Below are 22,176 nucleotides of genomic sequence, written 5' to 3' on the forward strand. Positions count from 1 at the left end.
CCACGTTCTGTTTAGTGACCGATCTTGCTGCTGGGAGCGCGTTGGTCGGTCTGGTACATGCGGTGGAGGACTGTGGCTGGTGCGGAGGGTCCGATGTCGTTCGGACCGAGGACGACTTCGATGTACGCAGCACCGCCGTGGGCGGCGACGGTGGCCAGGGCGTCGTCCAGTTCCCCGTTGGTTGACACGCGGGCGGTGTACCAGTCGTGGCAGCCGAGAACCTTGGGCAGCCGGTGGTAGTCGATGCGTGCGAGTTCGTTGTACTCGTGACCCTGCCGCGTGGCGAGGACTTCTTCGATCCCGAACTTCCCGTTGTTGAGCACGACGATGATCGGCGTGGCGTGGTAGCGGCCCATCGCCGCGATCTCGTTGAGGGTGAGCTGGTGTGAGCCGTCACCGGTGATCAGGACGGTACGGCGGCCAGGCGCGGCGAGGTTCGCGCCGAACGCGGCCGGGGTGGCCCAGCCGATCGACCCCCACAGCGTCTGGTTGTGATACTCCGCTCCGTCGGGAAACGGGAGGGCTGCGACGTGCTGCGCGGCGAGACCGGTCTCGGTGAAGACGATGTCGTGGGGCTGCAGAAACCGTTGAAGTCGTGGGTAGAAACACGCTGAGGTAACGGGATCGGCCGCAGATCCGGGCATTGGGACGGTGGCCGGCTCGGTCCGCTCTGCCGGGGACGGCGACGCTTGTGTGGGCAGCGCCGCGGTCAGGCGTGCGATCATATCGGCGAGGAACACGGGCCCGTACGTGGTGTCCCCGATCCGTACATGATCGGTGCGGACGCTGATCATCCGCGCGGGGTCGAGCTGGTCACTCCACCCGCCGGTGTTGGTGTCGACCAGCGCGACACCGCCGAGATCGAGGACGATCTCGGCGCTCTCCACCGCCTTCGCCACCGCGGCGGCCGAGGCTGCTCCGGCGTACATGCCGAGGAATCCCGGCGTGCTCTCGGTGACGGTGCCCTTGTCCATCGGGAGGGTTGCGTAGCGCAGGCCCGTGGCGTCTAGCAGGCGTAATGCCTGCTCCCGCAGCCCGAACCGTGCGATCGGGTGGGCGATGAGCGCCACGTGTGAGGTCGCGCGGGCGAATCGCGCGACGATAGCGTCCACGGCGGCGTCGAGGGCGGGCTGAGAGCTGGGGGGCAGGGCGGTCGATGCTAGCGGCTGCCCGGTAGGCGGGGTTCCGAGTACCGGGAGAACTGCCAGGTCCTGCGGCACCGAGATGTACGCGGGCCTGCGCTCGTTGAGGGCCGTAGTGATCGCCCGTTCCAGCTCTGAGATCGCGTTCTGCGGCGTCAGGCTCACATGCACGCATGCCGCGGACGCCGACAACGGCTCGAACTGGCCGAAGACCCCGTCGCCCAGACTGTGGTGCGTGCAGGCGCGGGCCTGCTGTAGCTTAGTACTCGGCTGTCCCACCAGGTGGAACACCGGCAGTCGCTCCACGTTCGAGCCCATCACCGCGTTCAAGGCGCTGAGTTCACCGACCCCATACGTGGTGCATAGGATCGCGGCGCCGCGAATCCGGGCGTAGCCGTCCGCGGCGTATCCAGCGTTGAGCTCGTTGGCGCTGCCGATCCAAGTCAGGCCGGGATGCGCCTCGACGGCATCGTCGAGCGCGAACGCGTAGTCGCCGGGTACGCCGAAGACATGTTCGATCCCCAGGGCTGCGAGCCGCGCCACCACGTACTCAGCGACGGTCGGCTCCGCGCGGGGCGCCTCCAGTGTCTGTGAGTGTTCAACAGCGCTCATACTCTGCTCCTCCGCGGTCCGGTTTTATGTGTTTGCTAGGCAATGCGCCTGCGACGTTACCTCGCGCTGTGCTCGGCGGCCGCGCGAGCGCAGCTCGGCGCGGCGGCCCCACGTTCGCTGACCCAGGGGAGAGCCGAAGACGCCGCCCAGATCTCTTGAGCGAAGATCTCGGCGGCGTCCTGGGGTGCCATATGCGAGAGATGGATTAGGTGTTCTTGCCGACTTTGGGCGTCTTCGAGCAGCTGTTCAGGCTTCCGGCTTCGGCCCGTACAGACGCCTGAACCCCTGGAACGATCCCCCGAGGGGCGGAAGACAGTTTGGTCTCCTTGTCTTCACGGGCGACTGGTACTAGAAGTCGACCAGAACTCATGAATGGGCGGCAACTGCCCGGCCCGCGAAGTGCAACGTACTTGCCGCCGACGTAACCGTAACGCGGCTGCCCACGTAGGCGAAGTTGAAGGTGCAGCCGTCGACGAACTGCAGTTCGTGGGCGACCGCGGCGAGGGCGCGGCTCGGAGTCAGGCGTTGATCACGCCGTGCATCACGACCTGCTCGGCCGCATCGCCGAAGTCGACGGCACCGTCGGGGGAACCACCGATCAGGGTGGTGGAGAAGGTGACCAGGTGCTCGTCGTCCTGCGAGTGCATCTCGTTGCGGATCGTGACCATGTCGAAACCGCCCACGCGGCGGTGCTTGTCCACGTGCACCTGGATGGTCAGCTCGTGCCCGGCTAGTACCGGCCGGTGGTAGACCATCGACTCGTCGGCCTGGATCAGCTGGCTGGCGCCGTAGCCGAGGATGGAGTCCTCGAAGAGGGTGCGGTTCGCGACGACGCCGGCGATGCTGACCAGCATCGGCGGTGCGACGAGATCGTCGTGGCCGGCGGCCCTGGCCGCTTCGAGGTCGTAGTGCACTGGGTCGGTGAACTGGGAGGCACGCGCGTACTCGCGCACCTTCTCCCGGCCGACCAGGTAGGTGTCGGGATGCACGTAGCTGTAACCGACCGCGGACGCGGCTCGCTCGCTGATCTCTTCGGGGGTCAGCGCGGGGGCGGCGGCGTTGTTCGGCATGCGGTCCAACGTATCGTTCCGGGCGCTCCCGCCCCTTGTCCGATCCTCCAAGAATCCCTCCGGCGGCTTGGTCCGGCCGCCTGCGCCGGTGTGGTCGACTTCACGTGGAGGTCGGCGGTTTGCGTTGCACCCCATGGCTCGCCGTAAAATATGAGACGTGAGCGAAGCCGGCGCTGCCCCCGAAGACCCGATCGACCTCGAAGCCTGGCGCACCGCCAACGAATTGTCCGTGCCCTTCTCCGAGGCGCTCGATCTGTGGGCCGACGCGGCTCACTCCGCCCTTGCCGAGCTCGCCGGCCGGTACGGCTCTTTCATCACCTACGCGGAACTCGCCGCGCGCGCACAGGCCGACGCCGGTGTCGCCACGCGCGCCCCCGTGCGACTGTGGGTCGCCGCACTGCAGCGCCGGATCACCGACCGCTGCCAGGCCGCGGGCGAGCCGCCGCTGGTCGCGCTGATGGTGGCGCACGATCAGACCGTCGGCGAGGGCTACGCCTATGCCGTGGCCTCGGCCGATCTCCCGGTCCCGGAGAACCTGGACCAGCACGCCGCCGCCGCGCGGTTCGCCTGCTACCTGCACTTCGGGGCGACGATGCCCGCCGGTGCGGCACCGCAACTTACTCCGAAGCTCGAGGAAGTCCGTCGTGCCGCCGCGGCCCGCGCGGCGAGGGTGAAGCCCGCCAAGGCGGCGTCGAACGGCCGGGTCGTCAAGGCTCGCACCCCCGCGGCCCCGCGGGCGGCGAAGGCACCGTCGGCCCGGCCGGCGAAGGCGGCGGCCCCGGCCAAGCCCGAGCCCCGTCCGGCGAAGCTCTGCCCCAACTGCTTCACCCAGCTCGCCGCCAACGGCGAGTGCGGCTTCTGCTGAATCGGCTATCCCGCCTGCGGCGCTGATCAGGCGGCGACCGGCTCCGGTGCGGCGGCGCGGGCCCGAGCGCGCGGGACCACCCAGCACATCGCGGCGGCCGCGACACAGAGTGCGCCCGCGGCGTAGAACGCCGGGTCGTAGCCGCCGGACGCGTCGCGGATGTAGCCGGCGCCGAACGCCGCGACGGCGGCACCGAGCTGGTGCGAGGCGAAGATCCACCCGAAGACGACGGGGGTCGATTCGCCGAAGTGCTCGCGCGCCAGGGCCATCGTCGGGGGAACCGTGGCGACCCAGTCGAGGCCGTAGAACAGGATGAAGACCAGCAGGCCGGGCGCGATCCCCGGTGAGAGCAGCGCCGGGAGCAGCGCCAGCGCGCCGCCGCGCCCCAGGTAGTAGATCACCAGCAGGATCCGCGAATCGACGCGGTCGGTCAGCCAACCGGATGCGATCGTGCCGGCGACGTCGAAGACGCCGATCACCGCCAGCAGCGATGCCGCGGTCGTCGCGGGCATGCCGTGGTCGCCCGCGGCGGGGATGAAGTGCGTCTGCAGCAACCCGTTGGTCGTCGCGCCGCAGATCGCGAAACTCCCGGCGAGCAGCCAGAACGCCGGACTCCGGGCGCCGAGCGTCAGGCCGGCGAAGGCCGCCTTCACCGCGCCGCCCGAGGGGGCTGCCGGGGCCACCACCTCGCTGCCGCCGTACGGCGGCAGGCCCAGCTGCGCCGGCCAGGAGCGGAGCAGCAGGCCCGCCACGGGGATCACCGCGACCGCCACGCCGGTCACCACGAGCGTCGCGATGCGCCAGCCGTGCGCCTCGGACAGGGCGGCCACGATGGGCAGGAAGATCAGCTGCCCCGTCGCGCCGGCCGCGGTGAGCACCCCGGTGACCAGCCCGCGGCGCGCGACGAACCAGCGCATCGCGATGGTGGCGACGAAGGCCGTCGACAGCGAGCCGGTGCCCAGCCCCACCAGCACACCCCAGAGCAGAACCAACTGCCAGGCGTCGGTCATGAACACCGCCAGCCCGGTGCCGGCGGCCACGAGGGCCAGCGCCCCGATCACCACGGGACGCACGCCCAGCTTGTCCATGAGCGCGGCGGAGAACGGCGCGGTCAGGCCGAAGAGCGTCATGTTCACCGACATGGCGGCGCCGATCGTCGCATGCGACCAGCCGAACTCCATGTGCAGCGGGTCCATCATGACACCGGGGACGGAGCGGAAACCGGCCGCGCCGAGCATCGTCACGAAGGCGACGCCGGCCACGATCCAGGCGTAGTGGGGCGCTCGTAGGCGCTTCATCGGAGTGGTCACCGCACTAGATTCCCGGACGCGGCGTCCCCGAACCAGTGGCATTTATGTCAATATATGAAAGAATCGTGCCATGCATACCGTCGCGGTCGTCCTGCTGGAACCCATCGTCGGCTTCGACGCCGCCATCCCGCCGCTGTGCTTCTCCGAGGCGACGGACGAGCAGGACCGCCCGCTGTACCGGGTCGTGACGTGCAGTATCGGCGGACGCCCCGTGCGCGCCACCGGCGGCTACACGATCGCTCCCGAGGCCGGGCTCGAGGTGCTCGCCGAGGCCGACACCATCATCGTCCCCGGTACCAAGATCGCCGGACCTCGGTTCGAGGGCACGCTGCCCGACGACGTGCGCGCCGCGTTGGCGACCATCCGGCCCGGCACGCGCATCGTCTCCATCTGCACCGGCGCGTTCGTCCTCGCCGCGGCCGGCCTGCTGGACGGCCGGAACGTGACCACCCATTGGAAGTACGGCGCGCAGCTGCGCAAGCTCTATCCCGGGGTCGGCCTCGTCGACCACGTGCTGTTCACCGACGACGGGGACGTGCTCACCTCCGCGGGTCTCGCCGCGGGGCTGGATCTGTGCCTGCATCTGATCCGCAGCGATCATGGCGCTGCCGTGGCGAACAAGGTCGCACGACACTGTGTCATACCGCCCGCCCGTGAGGGCACGCAGGCGCAGTTCGTGGACGTTCCGGTGCCCGTGAGCGGGGCGGGGAGCACGAAAGAGCCCCGGGACTGGGCCACCCGCAACCTGCGGGAGAACCTGTCCGTCGAGGTACTCGCCCGGCGCGCGGGCATGTCGGTGCGCACGTTCAACCGCCGGTTCCGGGAGGAGACGGGCCAGACGCCCGGCGCCTGGGTCCTGCGGCGCCGCCTCGACCGCGCTCGCGAGCTGCTGGAGACCACGGAGCTGTCGGTCGACGCCGTCGCCGGCGAAGCCGGGCTCGGCACCGGCGCCAGCCTGCGCGCCCACCTGCGGCGCGATACGGGGATGACGCCGCTCGGCTACCGGCGGGTCTTCCGGGAGGCGCCGGTGGCGTGAGCGGCGCACCGTCGGGCCCGGGCGAGCGCCGCCCGGGCGCCGGACCGGCCCCGCGAGCGAGCGGGCAAGATGGTCGGATGCAGAGTCGGGTCGCGCCGCTCACCGGGCTGCGCGCTGTCGCGGCGGCCGCGGTGTGCCTCACGCACGCCGCCTTCTCGACGGGGCACTACACGGACGACCTCGCCGGTCACCTGTGGGCGCGGCTCGAGATCGGCGTGCCGATCTTCTTCGCGCTATCCGGCTTCCTGCTGTTCCGGCCGTGGGTCCGGCTACTGCAGGACGGCTCCGGTCACCAGCCCGACCTGCGGCGCTACGCGTGGCACCGATTCCGGCGGGTGGTTCCGGCGTACTGGGTCGTCGTGGTGGCGGTCTATGCGCTGGGGATCGTCCGGCACGAGCTGAACCCGTCCGGCAGCGGGGTCGACGGCCTGGTCCGGAACCTCACCTTCACCCAGATCTACGGCTTCGGGCACCTGCGGGTCGGGCTCACCCAGGCATGGAGCCTGGCCGTCGAGGTGGCCTTCTACCTCGCGCTGCCGCTGATCGGCTGGGCGCTCACCGCGCTGCTGTGCCGGTACCGGTGGCGGCCGCTGCGCCTGCTCGCGGGGCTCGCCGCGGTCGCCGCGGTGACCCCGGTGTGGATCATGATCGCCCCGGGCATCGAGCTGACCGCCCGGATGTGGCCGCCCGCGTACCTGTGGTGGTTCGTCGCGGGCATGGCTCTGACGGTCGCGGCCCCCCTGGTCCGACGGTGGCCGCGCGGCGCCACGCCCGCCTGTCTGGCCGGTGCCGGCACGGCGTTCGTCGTCTCGGCGCTGCCCGTGATCGGCGGGCCGCCCACGATGGTGCCGAAGAGTCCCGTCGAGGCGCTGGTGAAGTCCGCGCTCTACCTGGTGGTGGCGGCCGCTCTCATCGCGCCGATCGGCCTCGCTCCCCGGTCCCGCTCGGCGTACCACCGGTTCCTCGGCAGCCGCCCGATGGTGTGGCTCGGCGAGATCTCCTACGAGTACTTCCTGGTGCACCTGATCGTCATGGACGTGCTGCTGCTCGACGTCTTCGGGTGGCGGATGTTCTCCGGGAGCACCGCGATCGCCTTCCTGGCGACCTCCGTGGTGAGCGTGCCGCTCGCCTGGGCCCTGCGCGCAGCCCTGCCCTTCGGGGATGATGGGGGTGGCCGACGAACGAGTGAGGGGGTGACGGATGTCCGGGCAGGAGCCTGAGGTGCACATCGACGCGCCGGTGCGCCGCTGGTGCGACGCGCGTGCCATCCCGATGCCCCGCCGCGAACTGTCCGACGAGGCGGCCCTCCTCATCGCGGCCGGGCACCTGTCGCCCGCGGCCCGCGAGGTGGTGCTCAACCGCTTCGACACCGAGCGCGCCTTCCCGGACATCGGCGGGTACAGCAAGCTGCGCAGGCTCAGCCGGATCGCCGAGCACGAGGCGCCCGCGGCCGCGGCGCGCGACGACCCGCCGAGTCCGTTGCGGCAGGCGAAGGCAGCCGCCGACGCGGTGCGCGGTGCCGACGCCCGGCGCAAGCTCGCCGGCTTCCGGCACGCCTTCACACTCAACCGCCTCTCCTTCGCCGCCGGTGTCCGGGCGGTGCGGCGGGCGCGCAAGGACGCGGTGCACCTGGACCTCGACGAGCGCGATGCACTCTTCGACGCGCTGTGCCGGACGCCGCTGCCGCTGACCCCGTCCGCCGCGGCGGTGGCCGCGCGCACCGTCGCCCGGGTCGCCGGCCCGGCCCTGCGTCTCGCGCCGCAGCTCGCGGGGTGGGTGGACGGGCACGGCGCGCCCGACGAGGGCCTGCTCGTCTTCGAGGACCGCTACGACGTGCTCCTGTTCGTCGCGGGCCTCGTCTACGACAAGGTGAGCTATTCGCGGTCGGTCAGCGCCGGCGAGTTCGACGAGCAACTGTTGCAGCTGGACCTGCCCACCGACCTCGTGCAGATCTCCGCCGACGTGGTGCAGCTCAAGTCCGTGTGGGGCCAGTTGCGGTACGCGCCGGGCCTCGCGGACGGCACGCGATCGGGCGAGTTGGACAAGGTGTGGGACGAGCTGGTGGACCGGGTCACCGCGCTGACCCGCGTGGGCGATCTCGTGGACGTCGCCGACTCGAAGCGGCCGCGCCGCATGTCCATCGAGTCGATCGATCAGCAGATCCACGAACTGGTGCAGCGCTCCGGGGAGCGCGAGATCTCCACCCAGAGCGCGCGCCGCGTCGCCGGGCAGATCATGGGCGCACGGGGCGACCTCCCGCTCCAGCTGCCCGACGGTGCGCGGCCGGCCCTGCCCGGAGCGGGGTCGCCGGGAGCGGCCCCGTCGGCAACGGCGCTCCCGGGGGCGAGGCCCCCGGCAGCGCGGCCATCGGGCGCGGCGCTCCCGGGGGAGGCGCCGAAGGCGTGGCGGCCGAAGCCCGTTCAGCCCCGCGACCAGGACGCCAGGTAGGTCTTCTCGTCCTCGGTGAGGCGCCGGAGGCTGCGCTTCTCGATATCGACGACTGCCATCTGCGTGGTCGCCAGGATCGCGGGCTTCGACTCGGGCGGGGCGTCCTTCGCTCGCACCTCGTAGCCGATGGTGAAGTCGACGCTGCGGTTGGACGCGATGTACATGCCCACCTGGACCGGTGAATCCTCGTGGTACAGCTGCGCTTTGTACTTGATCGCGACGTCGGCGATGAAAGCGCTCTTGATCAGCGGCGCGTACTTCTCGCCGGCGGAGAGCAACCACTGGATGCGGGCCTCCTCCAGCAGCGTCACCATCCGCGCGTGGTTGACGTGTCCCAGCGCATCCATGTCCGACCAGCGGACGGGAACGTGTGCGGTGAAGGCGAACTCGTGCTTGCCGAGGGTCATCGATTCCACCCCGTGGCGAAGGCGAGGAGGGCGTCGTTCTCCTCGGGGACGGTGACGGTGATACGGACGCCGGCACCGTCGAAGCCCCGGACCAGGAGGCCGGCCTCGGCGGCGTCCGCGGTGAACCGTAGTGCGTCGGCCCCGAGGGGGAGCCAGACGAAGTTGGCCTGCGTGTGCGGGACGTCGAAACCCGCCTCCCGCAGGGTGTCTCGGACACGCGCGCGCTCGGCGACGACGGACTCCGTGCGGGCGAGCAGCTCGTCGTTCGCGCGCAGCGAGGCGATGGCGGCGGCCTGCGCTGGCACGCTCACGGAGAACGGGAGGTGCACTTTCGTGAGCGCGGCGATGAGCTCCGGGTCGGCGATGGCGTAGCCCACCCGCAGACCCGCAAGGCCGTACGCCTTGGAGAAGGTGCGCAGCGCGATCACGTTGCGGTGCCGGGCGACCAGTGCGACGCCGTCGATGCGCTCTCCGGTCTGCTCGTTGGCGCGGTGGTACTCGTAGTAGGCCTCGTCGAGGGCCACGATCACGTGCGGCGGAACCTTCTGCAGGAACGCCTCGAGCGCCGCCTCGGACACGGTTGTGCCCGTGGGGTTGTTCGGGTTGCAGACGAAGATCAGTCGCGTGCGGTCGGTGATCGCGGCGGCCATCGCGTCGAGATCGTGCGCGTGGTCGGCGGTGAGCGGGATCTGCACGGGTGTCGCGCCGACGACGCGGGTCACGATCGGGTAGGCCTCGAAGCTGCGCCACGCGAAGATCACCTCGTCGCCGGGGCGGCAGGTGACCTGCACCAGGTCCTGGCACAGCGCGACCGAGCCGCAGCCCGCGTGCAGCTGTTCCTCGGTGGCGCCGGTGAGCTTCGCCAGCTCGGCCTTGAGGGCGACGGCACCGTTGTCGGGGTAGCGATTGGCACCACCCAGCACGTCGGCGAGGGCCGCGGCGACCGACGGCAGGGGACCGTCGACGATCTCGTTGGAGGCGAGTTTGACGGCGCCCGGCACGGACTTCCCCGGGACGTACGCGGGGAGGGCGTCGAGGTCGGCGCGGATGCTCAGCGGCGCGGTGCGGTGCGGGTTCTCGGTGGCCACCTGGCCAGGGTAGTCCGACGGTGCGCGGACCGGGGCCACCGAGGCCGGTCGCGGTGACCGGCCCCGGTGGCCCGGGAGAGTGTGATCAGTGGCCGCTCAGCTTGTCCTTGACGGCGTCCACGCCCTCCTTGACCTTGTCCGCGACCTCCGCGATCTTCTCCTTCGCCGCGGCGAGGCCCTGATCGGCCTGGCCCTCGGCCTTGAGGTCGTCGTCGCCGGTGACCGCGCCGGCGGCCTCCTTCGCGCGCCCCTTGAGGTCCTCGGCCTTGTTCTTGGCGTCGTCTGCGATTCCCATGGCTACGTCCTTTCGATGGTGGATCGGTGTTCTTCTCGGAGGTGCTCCCCGCGTTCTTCCTCGCGGGCGGACACCCCACGTCGTGTGCCGCCCCGTCGGTCGTTCACCAGCACCTGGAATCCGACGTCGGGGTTGGTTGCGGCGATGACCTCCCGGCGGGCCGCGGCGGCGAGCGCCGACAGGTCCTCCACCGAGGCGGTCGGTGTGATGCCGACCGTCATCCGGATGATCGGCCGGCCCTTCTCCACGGCGGTCGAGGCGCGGGCCCGGCGGATGAGGGGGTTCCGCTCCAGGTCCGCCGCGACAGCGTCCGCCACGCGTCCCAGGTCGACGGTGCCCCCGCCCTCGGTGACGACGGTCCGTGTGCCGGAGCTGCGCAGATGCCGCGCGAGCAGCCAGAGCGTGAGCAGGATCAGCAGCACTCCGGCGGCGCCGACGACCGGGGGCCACCACGGCTCGTCGGGCAGGCGGGCGATCGTCGCGGTGGACACCCGTTCGGTCGCGTCGGTCGCGGTGCGCTGCCCGAGCCGGGTGCCGAGGGCCCACAGGCCCCCGCCGAGCAGAACGAGGCCGACCAGCCCGGCGACGAGCCGGTCGATCACTCGGGTCGAGGGCTTCATCGGGCCACCTCCTCTGCTGTCCGGCGGCCGGCGCGCAGGCGGCGGCTGAACCAGAGCTCGTCGGTCACCGGCGCGTGGCTGCGCCTGCGGGGCTTGAGGGCCGCGATGACCAGAACCAGTCCGACGACGATCGCGCCGATCGTCGCGGGCCAGGCCCACCACTCCCACCGGATGTCGTCCGCGACGCGCGGAACGGCGTCGAGCCACCGGCTTCCGGCGACCCACCCCAGTGACACCGCGGTGTCACGGACCGCCAGGATGCCGAGCGCCAGGACGGCCAGGAGGAGCGGCACCGTCGCGATGCTCGCGCCCGCGACCCGACGGGGCGCGTGTCTGCGCCGGGACGCCGCGTCGGGGGTCGTCTCCGCGCCGGCGGGGACGGGATCGTGGTGCAGGAACGCGGCGTCCGATGTGGTGCGTTCATCGCTGACGCGGGTGATGTGCACGTGCACCTCCTCCGGCGTGGAACCGAGGCTGCGGCTCAGTTCGTGGTCGATGGCGGAGCGCACCGACGGGACCAGGCGGGCCGCGTCGAGGGGCCACTGCGCAGCGATCTGCACGTCCACCTCGTCGCCGGTGCGGTCGGCGAACCGCACCGCCGGCAGCTGCCGGGTCGCGAGGCCGCGGTGCCGTTCCGTACCGGGCACGGACAGGACGGCGTGCTCGATCAGCCTGCGCCGCACGCGGTCGTCGATGACGGTGCGTCCCCGGCCCGCGGTGTCGGGCACACCCCGCTGTCCCGCCCCGGTGTCGAGGGAGGTGGAGGCGCCGGGGCTCACCGATTCGTCGGTGGTCATGGTCAGCTCCGGTCGCGCCGCCGCAGAGCGGTGAGGTCGATGAGACCGTCGAAGTGGGCGCCGATGGCCATGCCGGCAGCGCCGAGGACGATCGCGAGCAGGAAGCCGAGCAGGCCGCCCACGAGGACGGCGATCGCCACGAGCAGGCCGATCACGCCTCCCCACACGGTGAAGTTTCCTGGCGTCATGCGCTGAACTCCTTCGATGAGGCGGCGTCCGGTCGATCGGACACCGCGATGTCGGACACGATCACGTCGACGGGTACTCCCGCGGCGTCGGTGGCGGCCTGTCGGACGCGGTCCGCGACGCCGATGATGTCGACGTCGGGGCGGAGCTCGACAACGACCGCGACCTGTCCGCCACCGTCGTCGAGCCGGATGCCGCGGACCGTCCGGCCCGGCAGGTGGGTCGCGGGCGCACCGGGGCCGCCGGCGTGGAGGCCCACCACTCCGTCGACCGACGTCACCGCGGCGACGACGTCGTCGATGCGCGCGCCCTGAGTGCTGGTCACTGGACCCGCGACGGGGTCGAGGAATCGTCGGCGGCATCGTCGTCGTCGGCGAAGTGCACGTCGTGCACGGTGACGTTGACCTCGGTCACCTCGAGGCCGGTCATGGACTCCACGGCGTCGATGACGTTGCTGCGGATGCCCGCCGCGAGGTCGTGGATCGCGACGCCGTACTCGGCGACGATGGCGATGTCGACCGCGGCCTGCTTCTCGCCCACCTCGACGGTGACGCCCTGCGTGAGGTCGGGGGCGCCGGGCAGGGTCTCGCGGATGCGGCCGACGACGCGCGCGGCCTGGCCGCCGAGGTCGTACACCCCGTCGACCTCGCGCGCGGCGATGCCGGCGATCTTGGACACGACGACGTCGGCGATGCTCGTGGTGCCGCGACCCACCTGCGTGGAGAGTTCGGAGCCCGGCTTCTTCGTCTCGGCCGGGGAGGAGGCGGTGGCGGGCTTGGTGGTGGTCGAGGTCATCTTCTTCGCTCCCTTGTGTCGACTGATGTACCGGGATCCTTTCCGGCACACTGGGTGAGTCGCGGTGCCCGCGGAATCGGCACGCGGATGTGGCACACCTCACACCGGGAGGGTGATTGTTCGACGCGGACCTGCTGCCATCGCTGTCCGACGAGACGCTGACCAGGCGTGCGCAGCGCGGCGACGCCGCCGCCTTCGATGTCCTGGTGCAACGCCATGCGCCAGCGCTGCAGAGATTCGTCGCGCGGACCATGCCCGAGCGGAGCGACTGTGACGACATCGTGCAGGAGTCGCTCATCGCCGCGTGGAAGGCGTTGCCGTCCTTCGCCCACCGGTCCAGTGTTCGGACGTGGCTGTTCTCCATCGCCGCGCGCAAGACCGCTGACCAGCTGCGTCGCCGGGCTCCGGTGGTCGATTCGGAGGCCGTCGCCGAGGTGGTCGCGAGCGGGCCGGGCCCCGTCGAGAAGGCGACCGACCGGGAGTTCCTCGACGCCCTCGGCCGCGAGCTGGGCCGACTGCCGTATCCGGCGCGCGCGGCGTGGTGGCTCCGCGAGGTCGACGGGCTGTCGGTCGCGGAGATCGCGGACGTCCTGCGGACCACGGAGGGATCGGTGCGCGGGCACCTGCAGCGGACGCGCCAGCGGCTCGCCGACGCGTTGGCGGGGTACCGGGGATGAGCGCGCGCAGACGACCCGCGGGGGACGAGGCGTTGTGCATTCCGGCGCGGCGCGGTCACACTGGGGGAGCGATGAGTTTCAGGCATGTGGAAGGCGATGGCGCCGGACCGGCGCAGGCCACCGACTGGATAGCCGACGCGACGCGTCGGCTATCCGGGCTGGCTGGATCCGATGCGGAGGCGCCCGAGGTCGATCCGCGGTGGGGGGCTGATGCTCTCGATCGGCTGCGGGACGTGGTCGCGCGGCAGGTCGCGACGCTTCCCCGGCGGTCCCGCCCGGTTGCGACGGACCGGCCGGGGATCACGGTGAGCGAGCTGGCGCTGTCGCGGGCGGTCACCGCCGCGCTCTCCGACAGCGCGGCGGTGGAGTCGGCGGCCGTCGCGGACGTGGCCCTGGACGTCGAGGCCCGCTCGCTGACCGCGGTGCACGTACACCTCATCGCCGTCGGAACGGACGGTAGGAGCGGGTCGCTGCTCGACGGTGGCGACCGCCTGCGGGCGCTCACGCTCGACGCCGTGCGGCGGGTGACGGGGGCGGCGGACGTCCGCGTCGACCTCACGTGGGAGGACCTCCTGACCCCGGAGCCGCTCGATGCCGCTGAGCGCCAGAACCAGGAGTGACCAGGCGTTTTGTGGGTTTCGGGGAGGTTGTGTAAAGTAGCTGCTCGGCGGTTGCGCGCGGCCCGGAAGGATCGCTCGCGCATCGCGTCCGATTTGGAGGCGTGCCAGAGCGGCCGAATGGGACTCACTGCTAATGAGTTGTCCGGCCAACACCGGACCGGAGGTTCAAATCCTCTCGCCTCCGCCACGTCGGCCTTCGGGTCGGCGAGAATTGAATATGGGTATGCGCCCGTAGCTCAGTGGATAGAGCATCTGACTACGGATCAGAAGGTCAGGGGTTCGAATCCCTTCGGGCGCACAGAAAATACAGGTCAGGGCCGGTTTCCGATACAGGATTCCGGCCCTGACTCGTATCAGGGCACCAGAACGGCACCGATTCAGCGCGAGAGCTGGTCCAGCGCCGCCCGGGTGTCGGGTGCCACCGCAGCCCGCTCGACGTAGTGCCGTTCGGTCACCGCCACGCCCGAGTGGCCCAGCTGCTTCGACGCCGCCTCGATCCCGTACGCGCGCTCGACGAGCGTCCCGGTCGTCTTCCGGAAGTTGTGCGAGCTGACCCACGACAGCGACTCGTCGCCGGCCAGGGCCTCGCGGAGCCGGGTCGAGACGTTCCGCCGAGACTGCACCGTCCCCGTGCGCGTCGGGAACACGATCCCGTCGACGGACGGCAGCTCCCGGGCGAGCTGGGCGCGCAGAGCGTCCGCCGCGAACGTCGGCAGCACGAATGTCATGCGCTTCCCGCGCGCCTTCTGTACCGCGGCCGCCACGGTCGGTGGGTCCGCCTCAAGGTCGATGTCAGTCCAGCGGAGGTTCAGCACGTCGCCGATCCGCAGGCCGGTGCCGAGCATCACGTCGACGATGTGCCCGAGGTCCGGCATCCGCTTCGGACCGTACTTCGAGGCGCCCTGCCACTGGGCGATCCGGGCTCGCACCGCGGCCACGTCCGCCGGCGTCAAGGCCCGCGGCGCCATCGTCGGCCCGGGCGCCGCCGTCGTCTCCGAGACCGGGTTCACCGCGACCGCGCCCATCCGCACCGCGTACGTGAATGCGAGCCGCAGCGTCTTCCGATCGGCGCGCCACTGCGCGGTGGTGCCGTCGCCGAGGTGCTGCTCGAGGACCGCGGTGGTCGCCTCGAACAGCCGCAGCTTGCCGACGCGCTCGGTCAGCCGTCGCACCGGCGCCTCGTAGAACTCGATCGTCGACGGTGCGCGCATCAACCCGTTCGGCATGGGCGTCGTGCGGTGGTGCTCGAGCCACGCCGTCAGGAGCGCGGCCACCGTCGTGTTCCGGGTGATCGGCCCGGAGCCGGCCTGCTCGTCGAGGTCGCGGATCGCCTCCTTGAGCGCGTTCCTCGCGGCCGTCTTCGACTTGCGGGTGCGCTTGACCCACCGTGTGCGGCCGGCGTCGTCGCGGTACTTGCACCGGGCGGTCACCCCGTCGTCGTCCTCGTCGTACCAGATCTCACCCGCAGTGCCGAGCGGTGTCGGTGGCCTACCCATCGCCGCCGCGCACGACGAGGCCCTTGGCCCTGGCGATCGTGGCCCGGCGCCTGGCTCGAATCAGGGCGCGTCGCGATACCTCCGCGGACTCGTCCGAATCATCGTGCGCCAGTTCGGACGCCGCGTACTTGAGGTCCTCGCGACTGTCCGCGACGGAGCGTGCGAGCTCGAGTGCTTCGTTCGCCTGGCGGTACTGGATGGCGGCATCCGTGCCTTCCGGGGCGAGCGGTGATTCGCCTGCGAACCAGCGCAGGCCGTGGACCGCTGAGGTTCGCAGTCCCGGTAGCACTTCGACGTCATCGTCGACCAGGCCGTCGCCGAACAGGAGCGCGGCGGGGGGACGTGTTGAGCGCAGCCGCAATGACCAGAAACTCAGATAGGTCGAGGGCCTTCTTGCGTCCGGTCTCCAAGTCTGAGATCACCGCACGCGAGATCGACTTCCCGAGCACCCCAGATCCTGCGTGCGGTCGTCCTGGCGTTTTCGCCCACCCCAGCGGCGGTCACACGCGATACTCGTGCCCATGATGTTCGACCATGAGACGCCGATGACGTTGACCCGCACCGACGAGACGGGCCAGGTGGTCGAGCTCTCGATCAACGGCACCGACCTGTCGAACGGGATGCTCACGTTCGACGTCGATGCCGACTTGATCGAAGGCGACATCGTCAGCTACCGGCTACCCAACGGCAGAGACCGTGTGATGCGAATCGAGTCGATCGACGTCCTGCAGAGCCCGTTCGGCGACCCGGAACTCGACCACACCGAGGCCAAGTACACCGTGATCACCGCCCGGCCGCGAGTCGCCCAGCCTGCGCGTCCCGTGGAGATCGGCCGCCTCCATCCACTCGTCTCCGCCGCCAGCGGAGCCACGTACGCACAGGGGCACTGGAGCGAGGCGGTCTTCAACGCGTTCCGCGCCGTCGAAGCCCGAGTACAAGACCTGACCGGCCGCGACGACTCCGGCAAGAACCTGATGACCACCGTCTTCAGCGAACAACGGCCCGTGCTCAACATCGCCAGCACCGACGCGACCGGCCGCCAGATCACAGACCAGGCAGAGGGCTACAAGTTCCTGTTCATGGGCGCCGGACTGGCGCTCCGCAATCCACACGGTCACGGCGCGCCTCTGGCCCTCTCCGAAGACGAGGCCCTTGAGTCGCTCGCCTTCGCGAGCTTGCTGATGCGCGCGCTCGACCGCGCGGCCGCGAGAACCTGACCCGGAGCCCTCCCAGTGGTCAACTTGACCACTTTCGGCCCGCAGACGCTGTCAGATCAACCTGGACGAGTCGGTCCGTAGGGCTACTCTCCGGGCATGACTGAGAGAAGACGAATCACCCTTCAGCTCCACGGCAACGTGCGCGTGTTCACCGGCAACAGCTACGAGGTCCGCGAGACTCCGCTCGGCCTGTACGAGGTCTGGGACACCACCTCCGACAGGCGCGTGTGGGCCGAGACTGTGCACGATGGCATCCGCGAGGTCCGCTCGGTCAGCATCGGCTAGAACTCCGCCCTGCGCCAGCGCCCGACGGTCGGCGGCTCGGTCGAGTTGATCGTGACCCGGCTCAGGCTGATTCCCTCATTCGATCGTGTGCCGCAGACCCCAGCCCAGCCTCCCAGGTCGACCGTCTCCCCTGTCTCGTTGTCCGTGAGCACGACGTGCATGCCGCCGGCGTCTGTCGTCACGGTCGCGGACTGGTCGTCGAGGTTCAGCGTCCACTTCGGGTACGTCGCTACAAGGTCGAGGTAGTCGTCGACCTGCTCAGGGGTGTCGAACCATCGGTCGTGCCCACTCCAGTGCTGGTGACCGAACGGCCGAACCACGTACCGGGTAGCGAAGTCATCGGCCCCCAGTGTGCCGACCTTGTTGAACAACACGGCGTAGCCGAGCGGCTGGGCCTTCTCGTTGAGTGGATGATCCGCAGGGACATCGAACATGCTGGTCATGCGCGCACAGTACGCCGCGTCGACTCGTCGGACGGGCGATCCACAGAACCCCGGTCTAGCCCCGGTGGGAGGGACCCCGACCCCCGGGAAGCCCACAGGCGGGACGTATAGCGCGTCGGGGCGGCTACGGGTTGGAAGGTCGACGGGGCTTGCCCACATGGGGGTCACTTCGTGCCATGCGCCGGGGCCTAGCACTCTAAGCAGCGTCGGCGCCTTGCGCTCGATGGTCTCCACCGTGAAGGTGGCCTTCTTGTATTCAGCGCCCCGTCGGTACAGAAAGAGGGCACCGCCGTCGATCGCGAAGCCGTCGGGCGTCTCGGGCCCCACACCAGCCTGGTCGATCGGCTGCTTCTCCGTCAGGTCGATGCGTGGCTGTCGCCAGAGAACCTCGTCGCCCGTGTGCATACCGGGAGCATCGCACGATATTCTGACCGGTGCGGGGTGCCCCTCCACTTCATGGAGGCATGCGCCCCGCTTCACGTTTCGGCTCCGCGCGCGGCGCTACTTGGATGGGCGGTCTCGCTGCGGCCGCGCAGGAGTTCCCGATGCGACGATCGACCGCGACATGCTCCCAGCGTGCGACCGAGGATCGGGCGTAGGTGCTTCTCGCTTCTGCACGAAGCCGGTCGACGGCTTCATCCGACCTGACGAAGAGGCACTCGAGGTCATCATCTGGTACCTCCCTGGTTGAGCTCTGGCCTGTAGTAGTGCTTGCGGCTGATCCACTTGAATCCCTCGTGCCGGTTGATTCCCGCAACATCGATCGGCCCACCTACCGTATCTGGTCCCAGCAGGAAGTGGGAGTACCCGGCCGTGACTTCCACAAGAAACTTTGCGAGCGCAATAGCGTCTGGGAACGGCATCGGAGGCACGGCGGGATACCTCCGCTGCCCCTGCAGCAACTCGTCGAGCTTCGCATGATCATCCGGCGGTACGAGCTCTCGTAGGCGGGCGTCTAGCACGTCGTCATAGCCAGTGAACAGCCGGTTGGTGGCGTCGCGCTGAGCAAATGAGAGCCAACCACACGCACCCTGGTCTGCAACTTCGATCGGTGCAGGTGGGTCACCTCGACCGGTGAGATTGACCTGCCAGACTTCTCCGTAGTCGCACCCAGCCGAGTATCCGCAGATCGCGACACCGAGGACCGCGCTGGGGTTGTCCTCTGGGAGCTCCATCTTCGCGATCCGCTCATGCAGCAGTTCGACGATCCGCTCAGCGACGCCCTTGACCGTGTATTCCTTCGAGTCGAGCTTCCAGCCGCTCTTGCTCTTCACCTTGCCCATGAACCTCTTGCGGAGATCCTTTGCGACCGTCGACACGCTGGCGTTTCCGACTTGTCCAAGGCCCCAGACCATCATCGCGATGGGCAGTTTCCTGTGCAGTTGGATGATCTTGTCAGCGTTGTTGTAGACCTGGGCTGACCCGTCGTCGAGCATGAGCGTCGTGGCGGAGTCGGCGGCCAATACAAGGCCGTCATAAACCTTGACGATCACTGCCACTGTCATGGCGAGTGACGGTACTTGGCGGTCTGGCTGCGCGCGGCGAGATGCCCGAATTTCGAGGTCATTCTGCGGGCAAGGGCATCAGAGCGGCGCCCGATACGCGATAGCAACCCGCGGATGTAGTAGAACAGGTGGCATCGGATCACGTTGTGCCCCTGCAGTAGTCGGAATGTGCACCAACCTGTAGAATGTGAGTTCGTGGCTTAGCGCGCCAGAAGGTCAGGGGTTCGAATCCCTTCGGGCGCACAGATATGCAGGTCAAGCCCGGTTTCCAGAGATGGAGGCCGGGCCTGACCTGTACGTGGATCGACAGGTGCCCGCCGGGAAGACGTCGCCGTCGGCGAATCGGGCCCCGAGGTCGGAGCGGGTGGCGGCGACCTCGGGGCGGAAGTGGCGGAAGACTACGCGCAGCTTTGTGAATCGGGCCCCTGTGCCAGGAGGAGCGTCTCGACCACGCGGAGCGGCAGGGACCGCCGGGCCCCGCCGTCCAAGGGCTCGAGTTCGACGTAGCTGAACGGTGCGTGCCGGATCGCTGCGACACGACAGAGCACCCGCCTCCCGGCGCCGACCGTGAGGACGACCTGGGTGCCGAGCCGGATCATGCGCTCGCCTTGGACGCGGATGCGTGGTGCCCACCCGTGCGTACGGCGTCGCACGCCCGTCTCAGATCGCCGAAGACCCAGGGCGGGCGGCCGTCGTTGACCCGGTCCAGTAGATGATCGACACGCCTGCCGGCGACGACCGCGCAGCACAGGCCTCGCGAGAACGCGATCTGGGGTAGCCCGATGATGATCCACAGCCCGCCGAGCCCGACGAAGTGGAGCTGCGACAGGTCGATCACGATGTCGTTGCGCTGACTGAACTGGGACTGTACGCAGCGAGCGACCTCGCGGGCGTTCGAGGCGTCGATGAAGCCGGTGACGGACAGCACTACGGGCGACGACGCAGACGCGCAGCTGATGTCGAGCCGGTATGCGCGGGCGGGCGGTACCTGCTCGAACGAGGGAAAGGATGGTGAACTCATACAGCTCCCGTGAAACGAGGCTTCTCAGCGCGCCGCGCGTGGGCACGGACCCTGAGGAAGCAGGTAGGGGCTGTTGTGGTCAACCGCACTGAGCCTATCAACATCCGGGGCCGACCGATACCGGTTCGAAGCACAATCGCCCGCGACGGCATCCTGGTCGTCCCGCGGTTCTGTAACGTGTTCTAGAAATCGACGCGGGACGGGTGGGCTGTGCATGGCTGAATGGGATCTGTCGGCCGACGTGGTCGTCGTCGGCTACGGCGGTGCCGGTGTGGTGGCCGCGCTCGCGGCGCGCGAGCGCGGGGCGGACGTGCTGGCGCTGGACCGCTACCTCGGCGGCGGCGCGACGGACCTGTCCGGAGGCATCGTCTACGCCGGCGGCGGTACGTGGGTGCAGCGCGCGGCCGGGATCGAGGACACTGCGGAGAACATGTACGCCTACCTGCAGGGCGAGGTCGGAGACGCCGTCTCGGCGGACACCCTCAGGCGGTTCTGCGAGGAGTCTCCCGCGATGATCGATTGGCTCACCGAGCGCGGTGTGCCCTTCGACCCGTCGCCCTGCCCGTACAAGACCTCGTACCCGACCGACGACCACTACCTCTACTACTCGGGCAGCGAGAACTCCTTCCCCGATCGCGCCCTGCCCAGCCGGCGCGGCCACCGCGCCCACGGCCCCGGTGTCTCCGGCAAGGCCTTCTTCCGACCGCTCGCCGCGTCCGCGGCGCACGCCGGGGTGCGGGTCCGGACGGGCACACGAGTCGTCGATCTCGTTGTCGAGGAGGGCCGGGTGGTCGGCGTGGAGGCCGTCACGCTCGACGGTGCCCCGCCGGCGGTCCGTCGTCGGTTCGCGGCGCTCGCGAAGCTCTCCGCGAAACCCGGTGTCTATCACAGGGGTTTCCGGGCGGCGGTGCAGACTCTCCTGGACCGGATCGAGCGCCGGTACGGCCGTGTGATCCGGATCCGCGCCACCTCGTCGGTGATCCTGACGACCGGAGGTTTCATCGCGAACCGCGCCATGGTGGCGGCACACCGGCCCGCCTTCCCCTGGGACGAGGGCCTACCGCTGGGTACTGCCGCCGACGACGGCAGCGGAATCATGATGGCGTGCAAGGCCGGCGCCGCCACGGCCAAGATGGACCACATCTCCAACTGGCGGTTCATCGGCCCGCCCAGTGCCTTCTTCGCGGGCCTCGCCGTGGGCGCCGACGGCGCGCGCCTGATCGACGAATCCCGGTACGGCGCAGCGCTCGGCGACGCTCTCGCGAACCGCCCCGACCACCTCGGCATGCTCCTCGTCGACGCGCCGCTCCTCGCCGAGGCGCGCACGCAGATCCCTCGGCAGTCCACCTGGTTCCAGCGACTGCAGACCGAACGGCTCCTCCGCGTCGGCGCCACCCGGGGTGCCACGATCGAGGAGGTCGCCACCCGTGCGGGCGTCGACCCGGTGGGGCTGCGGGCCACCGTCGACGCGCACAACGGCGCGATCGAAGCCGGGCTGCCCGACCCGCTCGGCAAGCCGGACGGGATCCGCCGCCCGATCGGCACCGGCCCGTTCACCCTGCTCGACATCTCCTTCCGCGCGCGGGTCACCTATCCGATGCCGATGCTCACGCTCGGCGGGCTCGTCGTCGATGAGGAGACCGGTGCCGTTCTCCGGTCCGACGGTGCGCCCGTCCCCGGCCTGTTCGCCGCCGGCCGGGCGGCCGTCGGGGTGTGCTCGAACTCGTACGTCAGCGGGCTCTCGCTCGCGGACTGCGTCTTCTCCGGCCGCCGCGCGGGTGCGCACGGCCGCTGATCCGCGGGACCGGCGTCCATCGCGGAGTCGCTGCGTTACCGTCGGGGCAGGCGGAAGGAGCGGAGCATGGGAGAGCGGGTCGAATCGACGCCGGCGGCGCGGGCGATGCTGCGTGAATTGTGGGATGCGAACGGCGAGCTCTTGATCCACCAGAGCGGCGGCTGCTGCGACGGTTCCGCTCCGATGGTCTTCACGGCGGCGGAGTTCCGCGTCGGCGATGCGAACGTGCGGCTCGGCACCGTCGACCTGGAGGACGCACGCGTCGTGCCGGTGTGGGTGTCGGACGGCGAGGCCCGGGTGTGGGAGAACAGCGTCCTGCTCCTGGATCTCGAGTCCGGTCGCGCAGCGGGCTTCTCGCTGGAGGGCGCCACCGGGAAGCGCTTCGTCTCCCGGGTGCGGATCGCGGGCGCCGACGGTGCTGCGCCGCAGGGGTGACGGACGGTCTC

The 22,176-nt window shown here is 70.1% G+C and carries 27 protein-coding genes and 2 tRNA genes; 12 read left to right on the forward strand and 17 right to left on the reverse strand.

Annotation, left to right across the window (positions count from 1 at the left end):
- Positions 1-11: 11 nt before the first annotated feature.
- Positions 12-1,754 (reverse strand): alpha-keto acid decarboxylase family protein, encoded by a 1,743-nt coding sequence (locus tag AC21LY_RS01590; protein WP_489044389.1) that lies wholly within the window; start codon positions 1,752-1,754, stop codon positions 12-14.
- Between the two features lie 518 nt (positions 1,755-2,272).
- Positions 2,273-2,824 (reverse strand): FAS1-like dehydratase domain-containing protein, encoded by a 552-nt coding sequence (locus tag AC21LY_RS01595; RefSeq protein WP_489044390.1) that lies wholly within the window; start codon positions 2,822-2,824, stop codon positions 2,273-2,275.
- A 157-nt stretch (positions 2,825-2,981) separates the two neighbouring features.
- Here AC21LY_RS01595 and AC21LY_RS01600 point away from each other — a divergent pair, with 157 nt between their 5' ends.
- Positions 2,982-3,689, forward strand: a complete 708-nt coding sequence (locus AC21LY_RS01600) for a hypothetical protein (RefSeq protein ID WP_489044391.1) — start codon at positions 2,982-2,984, stop codon at positions 3,687-3,689.
- A gap of 26 nt (positions 3,690-3,715) precedes the next feature.
- Here the strand turns inward: AC21LY_RS01600 and AC21LY_RS01605 are convergent, their stop codons facing one another.
- Positions 3,716-4,987, reverse strand: a complete 1,272-nt coding sequence (locus tag AC21LY_RS01605) for an MFS transporter (protein ID WP_489045402.1) — start codon at positions 4,985-4,987, stop codon at positions 3,716-3,718.
- Positions 4,988-5,069: 82 nt separating this feature from the next.
- Between AC21LY_RS01605 and AC21LY_RS01610 the strand changes: the two genes are divergently transcribed.
- From AC21LY_RS01610 to AC21LY_RS01620, 3 genes are all read left to right on the forward strand, one after another.
- The gene (locus tag AC21LY_RS01610; RefSeq protein WP_489044392.1) at positions 5,070-6,035 is read left to right on the forward strand and encodes a GlxA family transcriptional regulator; all 966 of its coding nucleotides are present in this window, start codon (positions 5,070-5,072) and stop codon (positions 6,033-6,035) included.
- A 77-nt stretch (positions 6,036-6,112) separates the two neighbouring features.
- Positions 6,113-7,255 (forward strand): acyltransferase family protein, encoded by a 1,143-nt coding sequence (locus tag AC21LY_RS01615; protein WP_489044393.1) that lies wholly within the window; start codon positions 6,113-6,115, stop codon positions 7,253-7,255.
- The gene (locus AC21LY_RS01620; protein WP_489044394.1) at positions 7,236-8,483 is read left to right on the forward strand and encodes a hypothetical protein; all 1,248 of its coding nucleotides are present in this window, start codon (positions 7,236-7,238) and stop codon (positions 8,481-8,483) included. The genes AC21LY_RS01615 and AC21LY_RS01620 overlap by 20 nt, the downstream gene beginning before the upstream one ends.
- On the opposite strand, the gene AC21LY_RS01625 is transcribed toward AC21LY_RS01620, so the two are convergent.
- The 8 genes from AC21LY_RS01625 to AC21LY_RS01660 all read right to left on the reverse strand — a co-directional run bounded on the left by AC21LY_RS01625 (position 8,456) and on the right by AC21LY_RS01660 (position 12,671).
- Positions 8,456-8,890, reverse strand: coding sequence for an acyl-CoA thioesterase (locus AC21LY_RS01625; protein ID WP_489044395.1), 435 nt, complete (start codon positions 8,888-8,890; stop codon positions 8,456-8,458). The genes AC21LY_RS01620 and AC21LY_RS01625 overlap by 28 nt on opposite strands.
- A complete protein-coding gene (hisC, locus tag AC21LY_RS01630) occupies positions 8,887-9,945 on the reverse strand; it encodes a histidinol-phosphate transaminase (RefSeq protein WP_489045403.1) in 1,059 nt (352 codons plus the stop codon). Before hisC ends, AC21LY_RS01625 begins: the two co-directional genes overlap by 4 nt.
- Before the next feature lie 118 nt (positions 9,946-10,063).
- Positions 10,064-10,273: a CsbD family protein gene (locus AC21LY_RS01635; RefSeq protein WP_489044396.1), complete on the reverse strand. Its 210-nt coding sequence runs from the start codon at positions 10,271-10,273 to the stop codon at positions 10,064-10,066.
- Positions 10,274-10,275: 2 nt separating this feature from the next.
- Positions 10,276-10,893 (reverse strand): alkaline shock response membrane anchor protein AmaP, encoded by a 618-nt coding sequence (locus tag AC21LY_RS01640; protein WP_489044397.1) that lies wholly within the window; start codon positions 10,891-10,893, stop codon positions 10,276-10,278.
- The gene (locus AC21LY_RS01645; protein WP_489044398.1) at positions 10,890-11,690 is read right to left on the reverse strand and encodes a hypothetical protein; all 801 of its coding nucleotides are present in this window, start codon (positions 11,688-11,690) and stop codon (positions 10,890-10,892) included. The genes AC21LY_RS01640 and AC21LY_RS01645 overlap by 4 nt, the downstream gene beginning before the upstream one ends.
- 2 nt (positions 11,691-11,692) lie before the next feature.
- Entirely contained in the window at positions 11,693-11,878 is a 186-nt protein-coding gene (locus AC21LY_RS01650) for a DUF2273 domain-containing protein (protein WP_489044399.1), read from the reverse strand.
- A complete protein-coding gene (locus AC21LY_RS01655; RefSeq protein ID WP_489044400.1) occupies positions 11,875-12,201 on the reverse strand; it encodes a hypothetical protein in 327 nt (108 codons plus the stop codon). The genes AC21LY_RS01650 and AC21LY_RS01655 overlap by 4 nt, the downstream gene beginning before the upstream one ends.
- Positions 12,198-12,671, reverse strand: a complete 474-nt coding sequence (locus tag AC21LY_RS01660) for an Asp23/Gls24 family envelope stress response protein (protein ID WP_489044401.1) — start codon at positions 12,669-12,671, stop codon at positions 12,198-12,200. Before AC21LY_RS01660 ends, AC21LY_RS01655 begins: the two co-directional genes overlap by 4 nt.
- A gap of 116 nt (positions 12,672-12,787) precedes the next feature.
- Between AC21LY_RS01660 and AC21LY_RS01665 the strand changes: the two genes are divergently transcribed.
- The 4 genes from AC21LY_RS01665 (at position 12,788) to AC21LY_RS01680 (ending at position 14,266) form a co-directional block, all read left to right on the forward strand.
- Positions 12,788-13,348: an RNA polymerase sigma factor gene (locus tag AC21LY_RS01665; protein WP_489044402.1), complete on the forward strand. Its 561-nt coding sequence runs from the start codon at positions 12,788-12,790 to the stop codon at positions 13,346-13,348.
- Between the two features lie 71 nt (positions 13,349-13,419).
- Entirely contained in the window at positions 13,420-13,968 is a 549-nt protein-coding gene (locus AC21LY_RS01670) for a hypothetical protein (RefSeq protein ID WP_489044403.1), read from the forward strand.
- A 95-nt stretch (positions 13,969-14,063) separates the two neighbouring features.
- Positions 14,064-14,155 (forward strand) — tRNA-Ser (locus AC21LY_RS01675).
- Between the two features lie 38 nt (positions 14,156-14,193).
- Positions 14,194-14,266: transfer RNA gene (locus AC21LY_RS01680), tRNA-Arg, on the forward strand.
- Between the two features lie 79 nt (positions 14,267-14,345).
- Here the strand turns inward: AC21LY_RS01680 and AC21LY_RS01685 are convergent.
- Positions 14,346-15,464 (reverse strand): tyrosine-type recombinase/integrase, encoded by a 1,119-nt coding sequence (locus AC21LY_RS01685; protein WP_489044404.1) that lies wholly within the window; start codon positions 15,462-15,464, stop codon positions 14,346-14,348.
- A complete protein-coding gene (locus AC21LY_RS01690) occupies positions 15,457-15,825 on the reverse strand; it encodes a hypothetical protein (RefSeq protein WP_489044405.1) in 369 nt (122 codons plus the stop codon). The genes AC21LY_RS01685 and AC21LY_RS01690 overlap by 8 nt, the downstream gene beginning before the upstream one ends.
- A gap of 190 nt (positions 15,826-16,015) precedes the next feature.
- On the opposite strand from AC21LY_RS01690, the gene AC21LY_RS01695 reads away from it, so the two are divergent.
- Both AC21LY_RS01695 and AC21LY_RS01700 read left to right on the forward strand, forming a co-directional pair.
- Positions 16,016-16,681: a TIGR02391 family protein gene (locus AC21LY_RS01695; protein WP_489044406.1), complete on the forward strand. Its 666-nt coding sequence runs from the start codon at positions 16,016-16,018 to the stop codon at positions 16,679-16,681.
- A 96-nt stretch (positions 16,682-16,777) separates the two neighbouring features.
- Complete coding sequence (locus tag AC21LY_RS01700; protein ID WP_489044407.1) at positions 16,778-16,966, forward strand: hypothetical protein; 189 nt, start codon at positions 16,778-16,780, stop codon at positions 16,964-16,966.
- Here AC21LY_RS01700 and AC21LY_RS01705 read toward each other — a convergent pair.
- From AC21LY_RS01705 to AC21LY_RS01720, 4 genes are all read right to left on the reverse strand, one after another.
- Positions 16,963-17,814 (reverse strand): hypothetical protein, encoded by an 852-nt coding sequence (locus AC21LY_RS01705; RefSeq protein ID WP_489044408.1) that lies wholly within the window; start codon positions 17,812-17,814, stop codon positions 16,963-16,965. The genes AC21LY_RS01700 and AC21LY_RS01705 overlap by 4 nt on opposite strands.
- 263 nt (positions 17,815-18,077) lie before the next feature.
- The gene (locus AC21LY_RS01710) at positions 18,078-18,914 is read right to left on the reverse strand and encodes an Ntn hydrolase family protein (RefSeq protein ID WP_489044409.1); all 837 of its coding nucleotides are present in this window, start codon (positions 18,912-18,914) and stop codon (positions 18,078-18,080) included.
- 398 nt (positions 18,915-19,312) lie between these two features.
- A complete protein-coding gene (locus tag AC21LY_RS01715) occupies positions 19,313-19,513 on the reverse strand; it encodes a hypothetical protein (protein WP_489044410.1) in 201 nt (66 codons plus the stop codon).
- Positions 19,510-19,935, reverse strand: coding sequence for an STAS domain-containing protein (locus AC21LY_RS01720; protein WP_489044411.1), 426 nt, complete (start codon positions 19,933-19,935; stop codon positions 19,510-19,512). Before AC21LY_RS01720 ends, AC21LY_RS01715 begins: the two co-directional genes overlap by 4 nt.
- Positions 19,936-20,149: 214 nt before the next feature.
- On the opposite strand from AC21LY_RS01720, the gene AC21LY_RS01725 reads away from it, so the two are divergent.
- Positions 20,150-21,730, forward strand: a complete 1,581-nt coding sequence (locus tag AC21LY_RS01725; RefSeq protein WP_489044412.1) for an FAD-binding protein — start codon at positions 20,150-20,152, stop codon at positions 21,728-21,730.
- Positions 21,731-21,796: 66 nt separating this feature from the next.
- Positions 21,797-22,165, forward strand: coding sequence for a DUF779 domain-containing protein (locus tag AC21LY_RS01730; protein WP_489044413.1), 369 nt, complete (start codon positions 21,797-21,799; stop codon positions 22,163-22,165).
- Positions 22,166-22,176: the final 11 nt, after the last annotated feature.

It is taken from the genome of Tsukamurella sp. II2bb (assembly GCF_057815145.1).